This window comes from Yersinia alsatica (genome assembly GCF_902170305.1).
GTDB lineage: Bacteria > Pseudomonadota > Gammaproteobacteria > Enterobacterales > Enterobacteriaceae > Yersinia > Yersinia alsatica.
Genome location: NZ_CABHWW010000025.1, coordinates 1 through 14,782, shown reverse-complemented (window position 1 = coordinate 14,782; position 14,782 = coordinate 1). Strand labels below are relative to the sequence as shown.

Below are 14,782 nucleotides of genomic sequence, written 5' to 3'. Positions count from 1 at the left end.
TACACTGCCAGACATCAAATCAAGCCGAGACCCCATGCCAAAAGCGTGGGGTTTTTGCTATGTGGGATTTGGGATACCAGAGAAAGCCTTCTGCTGCGCAGAGGGCTTTTTTTATGTCTGTAATTTGGTGGTAAATTTAACGAAAGATGAATTGCATCTGGTCAAATAGACTTTGTTATCGTATTAAATCTTTCTGCCATTTTTATAATCTCAGCCACAGAAAAAAAACGTTATTCCCTTAAAATCATGACTCTTAAATTGAAACGATGTTTTGATTATGAGGTTTAAATGAACGCTGGTCGATTTGCATATACAGCAGTATTGGTTGCAATGCTTAGCTGCACAGCAGTCCAGGCAAGTTCAGTGACATATCAAAAAGAAGCTATTACTGAAAACAACCTACCGGTATTTTATCCGCAACTTAAGCAGCAAATGACTTACCAAAGCTCATGGTTGGCTGGAAAATATACTGATTTCGCGCTGTGGAAGAGTGACACCAGAAAAATCCTCAGGCAGGCATTACTCACTCCCGACTCAACAATTGCATTCTCTGCAGAAAACTTGGATCAGCAAGATCGCGGAAGCTATGTTGCAGAAAAAATAGCCTTGAATATCACTGATGAAAGTCGGGTGCAGGGGTTGTTATTAACACCTAAAACCAAAGGACCTCATCCCGCGATTGTTTTATTGCATGACCATGGCTCCAAATTTGATATTGGCAAAGAGAAAATGATTCGCCCATGGGGAGATAGCGCGCAGCTTGCCTCGGCACAGGCATGGTCGGAAAAATTCTTCAGCGGCAAGTTTATCGGCGATGAATTAGCAAAGCGTGGTTATGTGGTGCTATCCATAGATGCTATTGGCTGGGGTGATAGAGGGCCGATGAGCTATGAGCAGCAGCAAGCTTTGGCCAGTAATTTCTTTAATTTGGGCCGTTCGTTAGCTGGCACTATGGCTTATGAGGATATGCGAACTGTTGATTTCCTAGCAACACTGCCATCAGTTGACCAGAAGCGCATTGGTGTTCTGGGCTTTTCTATGGGGGCATATCGCGCCTGGCAATTGGCCGCACTGTCAGACAAGGTGGCAGCAACCGCGGCTATCTCGTGGTTTGGTAACTATCAAGGTTTGATGACTCCGGGCAATAATGTGCTCCGCGGGCAATCCGCTTTTTATATGCTCCATCCCGGCATTGCCAATAAGTTGGATTTTCCTGATATCGCCAGCTTAGCAGCACCAAAACCGATGCTGCTTTTTAATGGTGGCAAAGATAAGTTATTTCCGTCGGATGCGGTAGAACAGGCATATAACAAAGTGCATGCCATTTGGCGTTCGCAGAATGCCGAGTCCCGCTTGGTGACACGCAATTGGCCTGCATTGGGGCATGTTTTTTATCAAGAGCAGCAAGCGGTGGTTTTCCCGTGGTTAGATCACTGGTTAAAACCATAAAAAAAGGCCCCAAGGGGCCTTTGATAGAGCGTATGCGATTAGTGAGAACTGCTTTGAGAAATGCCCAAGCCGGTTTGTGAACGAACAAACTGTGCTTTGAAGCGTAAGCGTTCTTGCTGGCCTTCTTCTGAGTTATCAGTAATGGAGAAGAACCATATCCCGACGAAGGCCACTATCATTGAGAACAATGCAGGGTATTCGTACGGATAGATGGGTTTTGCATGTCCTAATATAGTAACCCAGATGGTTGGGCCCAGAATCATCAGGATAACGGCGGTTAATAGTCCCAGCCAGCCACCAATCATTGCTCCACGAGTGGTCAGTTTTGACCAATACATCGAGATGAAAATGATGGGGAAGTTACAGCTGGCAGCAATGGAGAATGCCAAACCTACCATGAAGGCAATATTTTGTTTTTCAAACAGAATACCTAAGCCAATAGCAACGAATCCTAACACGATAACTGTAATTTTAGAGACTCTCAGTTCATCGCGCTCATGAGCTTTGCCCTTCTTAATCACACTGGCATAAAGGTCATGAGAAACCGCGGATGCACCGGCCAATGTCAGGCCTGCGACGACGGCGAGGATAGTTGCAAAGGCCACTGCTGAGATAAAACCAAGGAAGAAGCTTCCCCCTACTGCATCAGCCAGATGGACTGCCGCCATATTGTTGCCGCCGAGTAACGCGCCAGCCGCATCTTTAAAGGCAGGGTTCGGGCCAACCAACAGGATCGCGCCAAATCCAATAATAAAGGTCAATATGTAGAAGTAACCGATAAAGCCTGTGGCATAGAACACACTTTTTCGCGCTTCTTTAGCATCACTCACGGTGAAGAATCGCATCAGAATATGTGGCAAACCGGCAGTACCAAACATCAATGCCAGACCAAGAGACAGTGCGGATATGGGGTCTGATACCAATCCCCCAGGGCTCATGATAGACAGGCCTTTAGGATGAACTTTGACGGCTTCGCTAAATAGTGTGTTGAAGTTGAAGTTAACCGACTTCATGACCATGATGGCCATAAAGGATGCACCGGCCAGCAGCAATACCGCCTTGATTATTTGTACCCATGTAGTGGCCAACATACCGCCAAACAACACGTAGAGCACCATCAGGATACCAACTAATACCACGGCGACGTGATAGTTCAGACCGAATAATAACTGGATTAATTTACCAGCACCGACCATTTGTGCGATCAGATACAGGGCCACAACCACTAATGAGCCACAGGCTGATAAGGTACGGATAGGTCTTTGTTTCAACCGGTAAGATGCCACATCGGCAAAAGTATAGCGGCCCAGGTTACGCAAGCGTTCGGCGATTAAGAATAGAATGATTGGCCACCCGATAAGGAATCCGATGGAGTAAATCAAGCCATCGTAACCGGAGGTATAGACCAATGCGGAAATACCGAGGAATGATGCCGCAGACATAAAGTCACCGGCGATCGCCAAACCATTTTGGAAGCCTGTAATACGCCCGCCAGCAGTATAATAGTCTTGTCGGGAGCGGGTACGTTTTGATGCCCAATAGGTAATATATAATGTTGCGCCAACAAACAAAACGAACATAACGATCGCCTGAATATTGAGCGGCTGGCGATGAACTTCGCCGGTAATTGCATCTGCCTGTGACAGCGCAGGCAGAGCCAATAAGGAGAGTACGGACCAATGGCGAGTCTTCATTGCTTCACCTCACGAAGAATTTCTGCCGTCAGACGGTCAAACTCGCCATTAGCACGAATAACGTAAATACCGGTAAGAACAAAAGAAATAACAATCAGCCCCACACCGACGGGAATACCGCGAGTAATGCTGGACCCTGCATAGAGCGGGGTGCCGAGCCATTGTGGTTCGAAAGCAATAAGGAAAATGAAACCGACATATAACGCGAGGGTAATTAGCGACAGTAGCCAGGCAAAGCGACTACGCTTTTGCACCAGCTCTTTGAAGCGCGGGTTATTTTCAATCTCTTGATAAATGCTGTCATTCATCAGAGTCTCTCCTTTGAGGCATTAATTAAGGTTGCCGCCTGCAGGCGGCACAATTTACGACGGTGCTTGCATTGATTGTTTTTCTTCCAGTAATTTGTCTACGACACCCGGATCGGCGAGTGTTGAGGTATCCCCTAAGTTGCTGGTATCGCCAGCGGCGATTTTGCGCAGGATCCGGCGCATAATTTTGCCCGAACGCGTTTTTGGCAGTGAATCAGTCCAGTGCAGAATATCTGGTGTCGCGATTGGGCCGATTTCTTTACGTACCCAATTACGCACTTCGGTATACAACTCTGGTGTTGGCTCTTCACCATGATTCAGGGTGATATAGGCATAGATTGCCTGCCCTTTAATATTGTGAGGCACCCCAACTACCGCAGCTTCTGCAATTTTCGGGTGTGCGACTAATGCAGATTCAATTTCAGCCGTCCCTAAACGGTGCCCTGAAACGTTCAACACATCATCAACTCGACCGGTTATCCAGTAGTAGCCATCTTCATCACGGCGCGCGCCATCACCACTGAAATACATCCCTTTAAAGGTAGAGAAGTAGGTTTGCTCAAAGCGGTCATGATCACCAAACAGTGTTCTGGCCTGACCCGGCCACGAGTCGGTTATGACCAGATTACCTTCCGCCGCACCTTCTTGCGGGTTACCCAAGTTATCAACTAACGCAGGTTGAACACCAAAGAATGGGCGCGTGGCGGAACCCGCTTTCAGCTCGGTGGCTCCAGGCAGTGGGGTAATCATGAAACCACCGGTTTCCGTCTGCCACCAAGTATCAACAATTGGGCACTTACTGTTGCCGATTTTGTTGTAATACCATTCCCATGCTTCCGGGTTGATTGGCTCACCGACTGATCCCATGATGCGCAGCGAAGTGCGTTTGGTTCCTTCGATGGCTTTATCACCTTCGGCCATTAACGCGCGGATAGCCGTCGGCGCGGTATACAGAATATTGACCTGATGTTTATCAATAACCTGACCCAAACGATTGACGCCCGGATAGTTGGGCACACCTTCAAACATCAGCGTAATCGCACCGCAAGCCAGTGGGCCATACAGCAGATAGCTGTGTCCGGTAACCCAGCCAACATCGGCGGTACACCAGTAAATATCACCTGGGTGGTAATCAAAAACGTATTTAAAGGTCAGTGCGGCATACACCAGATAACCGCCGGTGGTATGCAATACCCCTTTGGGTTTACCGGTAGAGCCGGAGGTATAAAGGATGAATAGCGGGTCTTCTGCATTCATTTCTTCTGGAGGACAATCAGCTGAAGCTTCTTTAGTCAGGTCATGCCACCACAAGTCCCGTCCATCTTTCCAATAACTGGCATTGCCGGTACGTTGGAATACGACGACATTCTTGATACTGGTAATCGCTGGGTTTTTCAGGGCTTCATCGACATTTTTTTTCAGTGGAATTGCACGACCAGCACGAATGCCTTCATCGGCAGTAATCACCAATTTTGAGTTAGAGTCGATAATACGGCCAGCTACTGCATCGGGTGAGAACCCACCGAAAATCACAGAATGAACAGCACCAATACGTGCACACGCCAGCATGGCAACGGCCGCTTCTGGCACCATTGGCATATAAATAGCAACAACATCACCTTTCTTGATACCGAGCTTTTTCAGGACGTTGGCAAACTGACATACATCATGATGAAGCTGTTTATAGGTGACAGTTTTGGATTGGTTTGGGTCATCGCCTTCCCAGATAATCGCGGTTTGATCACCACGTTCTGCTAGGTGGCGGTCAAGGCAGTTGGCCGCCAGATTCAGTGTGCCATCTTCAAACCAGCGAATACTGACATGGCCGGGGTCAAAAGAGGTATTTTTCACTGTTTTATACGGTTTAATCCAATCAATAATCTTGCCATGTTCACCCCAAAACTCATCTGGGTTCTGCACAGATTGTTGATAGTATTGATTATATTGTTCTGGGTTGATCAGGGCATGCTCTGCAATTGCAGCTGGAATAGGGTGTTTATGTATTTGGCTCATAATAGTTCTCCTTGAGATTGTTAATAATATGTCAATCAAAAGTTAATTATAGTGTGAGAGGCCGTTTTGTTTCTTTTTTGGGCGACAGATCACGCATAAAAGATGTTGATTTAGTGACTTACTTAATGCGTTGCGTGGTGAATCGATATCTTAATGATAGGAGAGACGCGATGTGGTTATGCAATAAAGGAAAGAAATGTGCTCATCAGCTCATTTTCCGTGTGAAAAGGGGATATTGGTAGGCCTTAGTAATGAAAAGTATTAACTTTAGGTGATTAATGCAATTCAATATAAGTTGTTAACCAAAAAATAATATATCAATTTACAACTGTAGTGAGCGTATTATTTTAATATCTCACGGTAATTAAAAATGTGTATATATTCCAACTTGAAATATTCATATTAAAATAAAAAATGCTAATCGCATAAATATGCATTTTAATTTTTTTACTTTTTTAATCTGTGGTCTGATTTTTTTTCTAAAAAATAGGCTTTGGTTGCAGAATATCCAAAATAAGAGGAGAATTGTGACAGTTTGAATTAACAGAATGAATACATAATGCATCAAAAAATAAAACATAATAAAAATTTATACGGCAATTTAATTTAGCTCATTTTCTATACTTTTCACTTCGAATTCTATTTGTTACGGATATATTTTACTGTTTTAATAACAAATGTTTACTGCGGATTAACGGTTTTTGGGGGCTGATATTGTCCATTGCGGTTATGTAGGCTGAGTGTAAACAAGGGTTGCAGAACAGTGCCTGGAAGTGATACTGATTTAAAACGTGGACGGCTGGCGGGAGGCTGGACCATAAGTTTTATCAACTATAGCCCCGTATTTAATGATTAAGTATTCTATTTGAGATGCTTGGTAACTTGCATTTTATGGAATGCTTTGAGGAATTTTTAGGGTATGAAAAGTGTAAAAATAGGTCTGGCCTGGCAAATTCTCATTGCGCTGGTACTTGGTATTTTGGTTGGTGCGGTTTTACATAACCACATTGAATCAAGAGAATGGTTAGTGAGTAATATTTTAAGTCCGGCGGGTGATATCTTTATCCGCTTAATTAAAATGATTGTTGTGCCGATTGTTATTTCAACTTTGATCGTCGGTATTGCGGGTGTTGGTGATGCTAAGAAATTGGGCCGAATTGGCTTGAAAACCATCATCTATTTTGAAGTTATCACCACAGTCGCCATTATCGTCGGGATCACCTTGGCGAATGTATTCCAGCCAGGACACGGCATTGATATGTCGGCACTGACTGTCGTCGATATCTCTCAGTATGAAAAAACCACCGAACAAGTACAAAGTGGTAGCCACAGTTTGGTGAGCACCATCTTGTCGTTGATTCCTGCCAACGTCTTTGCCTCAATGGCGAAAGGCGACATGTTGCCGATTATTTTCTTCTCAGTGTTGTTTGGTTTAGGGCTGTCTTCATTGCCAAAAGAAACCAAAGAACCACTGTTGAATGTGTTTAAAGCCGTCTCTGAAAGCATGTTCAAAGTTACACACATGATTATGCGTTATGCGCCTATCGGGGTGTTTGGCTTGATCTCGGTGACTGTCGCCAATTTTGGTTTTGCATCTCTTATCCCGCTCGCCAAGTTGGTTATTCTGGTGTACGCCGCGATTATTTTCTTTGCCTTAGTGGTTATGGGCACAGTAGCAAGATTGTGTAAATTGCGAATTTGGACATTGATTCGAATTCTCAAAGATGAGCTTATTCTGGCCTATTCTACGGCTAGCTCTGAAACAGTATTACCACGAATCATTGAAAAGATGGAGGCCTACGGCGCGCCTAAATCCATTACCAGTTTTGTTGTTCCGACAGGCTATTCATTTAATCTTGATGGCTCCACGCTATATCAAAGTATCGCAGCCATATTTATTGCCCAGCTATACGGTATTGAACTGTCCATCGGGCAAGAGATTATTCTGGTCCTGACTTTAATGGTCACGTCTAAAGGTATTGCCGGTGTTCCGGGCGTCTCTTTTGTTGTCTTGTTGGCAACATTAGGCAGTGTGGGGATTCCGCTAGAGGGTTTAGCCTTTATTGCGGGTGTAGACCGTATTTTGGATATGGCGCGTACTGCACTCAATGTGGTGGGAAATGCATTAGCGGTGTTGGTTATTGCCAAGTGGGAACATCAATTCGATCATAAAAAAGCTAAGGCTTATGAGAAAGCGCTGTTTGCACCGAAACAGACACCAGTTGAAAACTAGTCGTTAACTTATCTATCCACCAAAACCCCCTGTTGGCGTAATACTAACAGGGGGTATTTATTTTTAAGTGTCATAAAGAATAAGTGCGAAGGTGATTGGCTGACATTGTTAATTTAAGCCTAGGCGATATGACCAGTGAATCAGCTCGGCAACTTTGTGTACATCCAGTTTTTTCATCATATTAAGACGATGGGTTTCAACCGTTTTTTGGCTGATGGACAGCTGGTCAGCAATAATACGGTTACAAGAGCCCTCAGTGATCAGTTTTAAAACTTGGCGCTCCCGCGGCGTTAATACGGGTTGATGAGCATCAGTACCTTGGGCCAGTTTATTCATCAGATCACTATTGAGTGCTGGGTCAATATAGCGCTTGCCTGCGGATACCGTTTGAATTGCGGCCATCAGAATCTGCTGTGGGCTTTTCTTTAGCACATAACCGAGAGCACCATTGTTTAATGTTCTGCTGGCATAGTGCTCTTCATGACGAGCAGTTAATGCCAGTATCTTCATGGTTGGCCAGCGGCGAAGAAGCTGAATAATCACATCCAGACCATCCATCCCCGGTAGACCCAAATCAATGATGACAATGTCTGGCTCGGTCTGACGGCATAAGTTATAAACATCCAGCCCATTTTCCGCCTGACCAACAATTTGATAACGAGGGTAAGTCATGAGCATATTTTTAATCCCATTAATAATTAGCTCATGATCGTCGACAATCAATAATCTAGTATTCATAAAGTTATTCCTTTACCTGATGATTTAAATGGAGTCGGGAAGACTCCAGGGCTGAAACAGCCTATGGATTATCTCGTCGAGGCGAGTGATATCTTGTTGTGTAATGGTTTCCTGAGCTTCTATCGCTATTTCCAGTTGAATAGTAGCGTCTTGTAATTCGATGAGTCCGGCTTGGCCGGCACAGCCTTTTAGTGTGTGGAGGTGGTCTAATAATGTGGGAATACTCTCTAGAGAGTCTCTAGCTTGTTGCAGTAACAAGTGCAGTGATTGTAACAATTTAAGGCGGAGTGAAGTATCAGCCATATCTAATAATGGTTTAGGCATGGACATCTGCGGGGTGATATTAATCCCACGTTCGAGCTGAAATTGTGCCGCCAGATCCAATATTTCAGCCAACTGACAGAAAGTGACGGGTTTCGAGAGATAATGATTCATCCCCGCCTGATAAGCTTTTATTTTTTCGTCTGGATTAGCATTTGCGCTCAGCGCCGTTATCATGCAGCAATTATCGCTATTAGCCACATCATCGCGCCAATATCGAGTCGTTGTCAGTCCATCCATCCCCGGCATGCGTATATCCATCAGCACCAGATCGAAACGCTGAGTCTGACCAATACTCAATGCGACTTCGCCACTTTCTGCCAATGTGACCTGATGACCTAATTCCCGTAGCATCATGCCAACAATGTCACGATTAGTTTCTGCATCGTCGACCAATAAGATAGTCATCTGCCATGGCTGTAGCGGTAAGCAGTGTTTTATCTCTTGTTGATGCAATACTGGCTGATTTTTAAGGTCCAGGTATTTTTTGACTTTGGTATATAAACGGCCAGGCAGATAGTTTAATTCGTTATCAGCCAGGAGTACCTGTTGCATGCTTAACGATTGATCACTCTCTGGTAGGCAGGTAATTCCCCAGGCAGATAATTGGAGATGTAAGGGGAGTGGTGCATAACATTCACCCTGAAAAGGTACCGTTGCCACTATTCCACTATAGGGTAGGATTAATACGAAACGACTACCACAGTTAGGTTGGCTGTGCAGTGTTATATGCCCTCCCATCATTCTTGCCAGATTATCTGCGATAGTGAGCCCTAAACCGGTTCCTTGCCCATGGTCACAGGTTTGGACAAAGGGGCGGAATATCTTGCGTTGATGCTCTAAATCAATACCGCAGCCGGTATCTTCCACGGTAAAGCAGAGTTGATTGTCTTCACGTTCAACATTGAGATGAATATGACCCTGCTGGGTAAATTTAACGGCATTACCCAATAAATTAATCAAAATCTGTTTGAGCCGCTGGCCATCCAGTATCAGTTTCAGCGGAACCTCTGGACTGACGTAGGTCGCAAGAGTAATAGGTTTACTCAAGGCTTGGCTGTGAATAGCTAACATTGCCTGATCCAATAAAGGCAATAATGCAGCTTTCTCTTGGGCCAATTCTAATTGGCCTGATTCAATACGAGAGAAATCCAAAAGATTATTGATGATTGCCAATAAAGAGTGTGAACACTGGCGAGCGGTTTCTGCTAAACGATTTTGCGCTGATGTCAGAGGCGTATTTTGTAATAGTTCAATTGCTCCCAAAGCCCCATTGAGTGGAGTGCGGATTTCATGGCTTATGGTTGTCAGGTGCTCACTCTTACGATGATTGGCCTGTTCTGCGGCTTGTTTTGATTTTGCCAGTGCCAGTGTGCGTTCTTTTACTTTCATTTCTAATGTGTCGTACTGCTCATTTAATTTATCCAGTAACTTGTTGTAAGCACATGCAATATGCCCTAATTCGTCCATACGCTTAATGGGTAAACGTGGCTCCATAGCTTGTGGGCCGGTAGCCCCAATAATATTGACGAAGTTGCGTAAAGGAATGGCCAGGTAATATCGTAGTAATAAGAAGAGTATGAGGGTAAGCAACAGCAAAATAGCCAGCGCAAATGGGAGTTGATGCAAGGCGGGCTTTGCTGCTTCCCAGGCAAAACCTACTCGCGGATAAATAACTAATTGTTGCCAGCCCGGACCTTTTAGCTGAGTCCGCAATACCAGATAATCAGGTGTTTGTTGCCAACCATCATGTAACTTACTATTTTTTAGCTGTTCAAGAATTTCATATAACTGATTTGACGGTATATTTTTTTTAGAGATCGGCAGCAACTCACCATATTGATCTAACCATAAATTAATATCTCGCCGCCCTATCGGTTGATTGTCTGAGACTAATTCATTCAGTTTTAATGAAAATCCTGCTAATGCACCCGCTTTATTGCATGTCGCAACTGAGACATGCCAGCCATTTTGTGGCGTATAAGTTGGCATACCCCAAAAGACATTATCGTGGGTTGGGAATATTGGGAGTAATAGCAATTCTTTCCGCCGCTGCTGCAAATAATCATAGGATACTTCTCGCGGCTTGAAGATTGTAATTCCCTCTTCTCTATTAATTGTAAAACTATCAAGGTAATAGGTTTGTCCAACAGTACCGTAAGCTTGTGTTACCGGAAGGTCGTACTTAGATTGAGGGGTATTGCAGGTTATTGAGTTAATAAGAGTATTGCTATTAGCATCATTATGTTGGAAGAGTATGGGAAGCCGCCAGCCAACTTGATAGCTTGCCTGGTTATTGATAAGTGAAGTTGCATCCCGTTCCGCCCCTTCAAATTGATAGTTACTTAAATCTGCGCGTAAGGAGGCCATTTGTGTTAATTCATTCACTAATCTCTGGCGCGTATTCTCATATGAAAAGAATGCTGTCGTTGCAGTCGAAATTAGCCAAATAGCCATCAAAGCTATGCCCAGTAATAGTGTCAATCGAGTGACGAGTGATGATGATTTTTCCATAATAGTCACCTGACTGTTTTTTTCAGTACGCCACAGTCAAAACTTGATATCAAGAATTACACTAATTTGATTACTACTCGTTTTAGATTCATTTAATTCTAGAAAGAGAGTAAATCAGGTTTTTGCTCTATAACGAATGTTTAATTACGAAGGATAATTGGTATGTGATATTTCAGGAGTAACCGCTAATGCTGGAAATATTGAAAATGCAGTCTTTAGTCAGAGATATTGATTTCTCAGATAAAAATACTGTGAGCTTTACATTAAATGAGATTCCAGCCAGAGCTGTAGATTATAACCATTCTATTTGCGTGGGGATTTTTTTTATAGAGAAAAAAATGATATCAGATTCAGTTATCCGCTATATCACGCTTATGCTGGTGGCTCTTGATGATACGCAAGATTTCGCTTTACAGCTTAAAGATGGTTATTGGTGGTTTTGGTGCCGATATACTATTGATGATAGAGATAATATAAAAAATACGCGTCATGATTTTTCAGTAAAATTAGAGCAAATTTATGCTGTTGTTCAGCATTTTAATTCAATGACTGTCTCCATAAATTCTTCTAAATCAAATATCTTAAGTGAGAATGAAAAAAAACTTGGTAAGGTTATATCATGAAAGAAATTACTGGCTTGATCTTACTGCTTTCTATGCCACTGGCCTATGGGCAAGCCATCCCGTGGCAAGGTGAGCCTTTCTTTATCTATAGCCGTGGTATGACCGTATCAAATTTATTAGAAGACTTAGGGACGAATTATGGTGTCTCTGTCATCGTTAGCCCTGAAATAAATGAAAAATTTAGTGGGAAAATCTTGGATAAAACACCCGATCAAATACTGACAGAGTTAGCAGGGTTATACAATATTACGTGGTACTACGATGGTGAGATACTCTACTTCTACAAAACACAATCAATCAGAAAGGAGTTTGTATCGCCTGATGGAATATCAACGACCACTTTAATCAAATATTTACAGCGTAGTAACGTGTCTGCGGGTAAGAATTGCGCGGTAAAGGCAATCTCTCGTCTTGGTACAATTGAAGTTACTGGCGTGCCTATATGCATTGAGCGGGTAACGACACTGAGCAAAATGCTATCTTCACAAGTTCGTAAACAGAGCCAAAATAAAGAAACGGTAAAAGTATTCCAGCTTAAATATGCCTCTGCAGCTGACTCTAGCTATCAATATCGCGATCAATTAGTCAAACTCCCTGGCTTGGTTAGTGTGCTGCGCGAAATGAGTGCTGGCAATAGTTTGCCCTTAGCGGGTGGCAAAGAACAAGGTGAAGCTCCTGTCAGTATGCCGCTTTTCTCTGCTGATCCCCGGCAAAACGCTGTTATTATCCGTGATCGCCAAGTTAATATGCCACTTTATAGTAGTTTGATTACACAATTGGATCAGCGGCCTGTTCAAATCGAAATTTCGGTAACTATTATTGATGTTGATGCGGGGGATATCAGCCAACTCGGTATCGATTGGTCGGCATCTACCTCTATTGGTGGCACGGGTATCTCATTTAATAGTGGCTCGACCAAAAACAACACTGATGGATTCTCGACTGTCATTGGTGACACTGGAAACTTTATGGTCCGCCTAAGTGCATTGCAGCAGAACTCTCGAGCCAGAGTTTTATCCCGTCCTTCTGTTGTTACCTTAAATAATATTCAAGCAGTATTAGATAAGAATGTAACGTTCTATACCAAGCTGCAAGGTGACAAGGTGGCAAAACTGGAGTCAATAACATCGGGTTCATTATTGCGAGTGACACCAAGAGTTATTAATGCAGATGGCGTAAAAGAGGTCCTACTTAATCTTAATATTCAAGATGGTCAACAGCAAGCATCGACTAATAGCAATGAACCGTTACCTGAAGTACAAAACTCTGATATTTCGACACAAGCTACGTTGCGTGTTGGACAAAGCTTACTCTTGGGTGGATTCATTCAAGATAAGCAAATTGAATCACAAAACAAAATTCCATTATTGGGTGATATTCCTTTATTAGGCGGATTGTTTCGCAGTACCAATAAACAATCTCATAGTGTTGTCCGGCTATTTCTAATCAAAGCCGTACCGGTTAACACAGGGGGATAATATGGCGGTCAGATTCAAACTGCGTTTGCTGAGTGGCGAGCTGAATGGGCGTGAATTGAGCTTACCAGAGGGAGAATTTACTCTGGGAGAGCAGGGGTGTGATGTGCTCTTGCCATTATCTCAAGGACAAGTACTGACCTTGATAATAAGCGAAAATCAAATAATGCTACAGGTGTCTGGGACTGTGTGGGTTAATGGTTTCAGACACGATTTGCAGGTTCCAATTCCTTTGCGCCAAGTGATTGAAGCTGCTGGATTAGCATTGATCCTCGGTGAGGAAACGGATGTTCTCAGTGAGATAAAAATACCTCGCCGCTCAGGAGCACGTTTATTGCTATGGTTATCCGTGGTGACATTTGTACTATTGTTTCTGTTTGTTATGCTTATATTCTGGTTTACACAGCAATCTAGCCGATTGTTTTCTTACCTTCCCCCCGATATTCCAACTCAATTATCAACGCAATTGAAACAGCCAGCTTTAGAGGGAATAAAAGCAGGTTGGTTATCAGATGGCAGTGTCATGCTGAGTGGGCACTGTACGTCATCGTCAGCGGTCATTCAGCTGCAAAACTTCTTAGTTCGAAATCAGATAATCTTTCGCGATAAGCTAGTTTGTGATGATCATCTGACGGCCAGTGTTAGTGATGTATTACATCAATATGGCTATCAGAATATTGAGGTTCGTACCGGAAAAACGGCAGGGAATGTTATTCTTTATGGCGCAATTGAGATGGGAGGGCAATGGTTAAAAGTCCAGGAAACACTGGCAACGGTTGCCGGGTTAAAAGGCTGGACGGTGGTTAATTCCCATAATGGACAAATTCCGCGATTAGTTGAGCACCTGAGAGCGTTGGGATTATTAGGTTACCTGAGCATGACACAAAGTCCTAAAGACATTGTTATTAGTGGGGTGCTATCACCTGAGCAACAGCAGCAACTCAAACAGATGCTGACAACATTAGCTGGGCCGCAATCTGACGAATTACCCGTGAGATATCAGAATATCCCCGCCTCAGATCAAACGACCCAACTTCTTCCTGCGGCGATTGCCAGCTATGGCGGGAATAACCATGCAAAATTTGTACAACTGGCTAATGGAACTCGTTTGCAGCAAGGAACGGTGCTGCAAAATGGCTATAAAATCATTTTTATCTCAGAGCAGGGGCTTTCACTATTAAAAGAGAATAGCTTAATACAAATACCGATGAATTTTTAACGACAGGTAAATAAGCAATGCGACATATTACTGAGCTGGAAGACGGTATTAAGTATCAAACTATATCAATCCAACAGAAAAAAACTTTATTGATAAAAGAAAAAACATTAATAACTCACCAATTGTCTATACAGCAAACACCTGATGATTATAAAAAAATAAATAGTTTAATGCTGGCATTGAACAGTGCAGAAA

11 protein-coding genes are annotated in these 14,782 nt (G+C 43.3%); 6 read left to right on the top strand and 5 right to left on the bottom strand.

Annotated elements, in window-relative coordinates; translation table 11 throughout:
• Positions 1–288 precede the first annotated feature (288 nt).
• Complete coding sequence (locus FTA96_RS14005; protein ID WP_145574092.1) at positions 289–1,449, top strand: dienelactone hydrolase family protein; 1,161 nt, start codon at positions 289–291, stop codon at positions 1,447–1,449.
• Between the two features lie 38 nt (positions 1,450–1,487).
• Here the strand turns inward: FTA96_RS14005 and actP are convergent, their stop codons facing one another.
• The 3 genes from actP to acs are packed head-to-tail and all read right to left on the bottom strand — an operon-like array spanning position 1,488 to position 5,464.
• A complete protein-coding gene (actP, locus tag FTA96_RS14000) occupies positions 1,488–3,143 on the bottom strand; it encodes a cation/acetate symporter ActP (RefSeq protein WP_050110576.1) in 1,656 nt (551 codons plus the stop codon).
• Positions 3,140–3,451 (bottom strand): DUF485 domain-containing protein, encoded by a 312-nt coding sequence (locus tag FTA96_RS13995; RefSeq protein ID WP_050110575.1) that lies wholly within the window; start codon positions 3,449–3,451, stop codon positions 3,140–3,142. The genes actP and FTA96_RS13995 overlap by 4 nt, the downstream gene beginning before the upstream one ends.
• Before the next feature lie 54 nt (positions 3,452–3,505).
• Positions 3,506–5,464: an acetate--CoA ligase gene (gene acs, locus FTA96_RS13990; protein WP_050110574.1), complete on the bottom strand. Its 1,959-nt coding sequence runs from the start codon at positions 5,462–5,464 to the stop codon at positions 3,506–3,508.
• 919 nt (positions 5,465–6,383) lie between these two features.
• Here acs and gltP point away from each other — a divergent pair.
• The gene (gene gltP, locus FTA96_RS13985) at positions 6,384–7,697 is read left to right on the top strand and encodes a glutamate/aspartate:proton symporter GltP (RefSeq protein ID WP_050110572.1); all 1,314 of its coding nucleotides are present in this window, start codon (positions 6,384–6,386) and stop codon (positions 7,695–7,697) included.
• A 108-nt stretch (positions 7,698–7,805) separates the two neighbouring features.
• On the opposite strand, the gene FTA96_RS13980 is transcribed toward gltP, so the two are convergent.
• The gene (locus FTA96_RS13980; protein WP_050110571.1) at positions 7,806–8,435 is read right to left on the bottom strand and encodes a two component system response regulator; all 630 of its coding nucleotides are present in this window, start codon (positions 8,433–8,435) and stop codon (positions 7,806–7,808) included.
• Positions 8,436–8,459: 24 nt separating this feature from the next.
• Positions 8,460–11,270, bottom strand: a complete 2,811-nt coding sequence (locus FTA96_RS13975) for a two component system sensor kinase (protein ID WP_145574090.1) — start codon at positions 11,268–11,270, stop codon at positions 8,460–8,462.
• A gap of 188 nt (positions 11,271–11,458) precedes the next feature.
• On the opposite strand from FTA96_RS13975, the gene FTA96_RS13970 reads away from it, so the two are divergent.
• The 4 genes from FTA96_RS13970 to FTA96_RS13955 form a co-directional block, all read left to right on the top strand.
• The gene (locus FTA96_RS13970; RefSeq protein WP_050110569.1) at positions 11,459–11,893 is read left to right on the top strand and encodes a hypothetical protein; all 435 of its coding nucleotides are present in this window, start codon (positions 11,459–11,461) and stop codon (positions 11,891–11,893) included.
• Complete coding sequence (locus tag FTA96_RS13965; RefSeq protein ID WP_050110568.1) at positions 11,890–13,371, top strand: EscC/YscC/HrcC family type III secretion system outer membrane ring protein; 1,482 nt, start codon at positions 11,890–11,892, stop codon at positions 13,369–13,371. The genes FTA96_RS13970 and FTA96_RS13965 overlap by 4 nt, the downstream gene beginning before the upstream one ends.
• A 1-nt stretch (position 13,372) precedes the next feature.
• Positions 13,373–14,587 carry a type III secretion system inner membrane ring subunit SctD gene (gene sctD, locus FTA96_RS13960; protein WP_050136387.1) on the top strand — a complete coding sequence of 405 codons (1,215 nt, stop codon included), beginning with the start codon at positions 13,373–13,375 and terminating at the stop codon, positions 14,585–14,587.
• Positions 14,588–14,604: 17 nt separating this feature from the next.
• A partial coding sequence (locus FTA96_RS13955) for an EscE/YscE/SsaE family type III secretion system needle protein co-chaperone (RefSeq protein ID WP_145574089.1) occupies positions 14,605–14,782 on the top strand: 178 nt, incomplete at its 3' end.

Excerpts from the sequence above, each read along its gene's own strand:
- FTA96_RS14005 (WP_145574092.1), top strand. The coding sequence starts at position 289 with ATGAACGCTGGTCGATTTGCATATACAGCAGTATTGGTTGCAATGCTT.
- actP (WP_050110576.1), bottom strand. The coding sequence starts at position 3,143 with ATGAAGACTCGCCATTGGTCCGTACTCTCCTTATTGGCTCTGCCTGCG.
- FTA96_RS13995 (WP_050110575.1), bottom strand. The coding sequence starts at position 3,451 with ATGAATGACAGCATTTATCAAGAGATTGAAAATAACCCGCGCTTCAAA.
- acs (WP_050110574.1), bottom strand. The coding sequence starts at position 5,464 with ATGAGCCAAATACATAAACACCCTATTCCAGCTGCAATTGCAGAGCAT.
- gltP (WP_050110572.1), top strand. The coding sequence starts at position 6,384 with ATGAAAAGTGTAAAAATAGGTCTGGCCTGGCAAATTCTCATTGCGCTG.
- FTA96_RS13980 (WP_050110571.1), bottom strand. The coding sequence starts at position 8,435 with ATGAATACTAGATTATTGATTGTCGACGATCATGAGCTAATTATTAAT.
- FTA96_RS13975 (WP_145574090.1), bottom strand. The coding sequence starts at position 11,270 with ATGGAAAAATCATCATCACTCGTCACTCGATTGACACTATTACTGGGC.
- FTA96_RS13970 (WP_050110569.1), top strand. The coding sequence starts at position 11,459 with ATGCTGGAAATATTGAAAATGCAGTCTTTAGTCAGAGATATTGATTTC.
- FTA96_RS13965 (WP_050110568.1), top strand. The coding sequence starts at position 11,890 with ATGAAAGAAATTACTGGCTTGATCTTACTGCTTTCTATGCCACTGGCC.
- sctD (WP_050136387.1), top strand. The coding sequence starts at position 13,373 with ATGGCGGTCAGATTCAAACTGCGTTTGCTGAGTGGCGAGCTGAATGGG.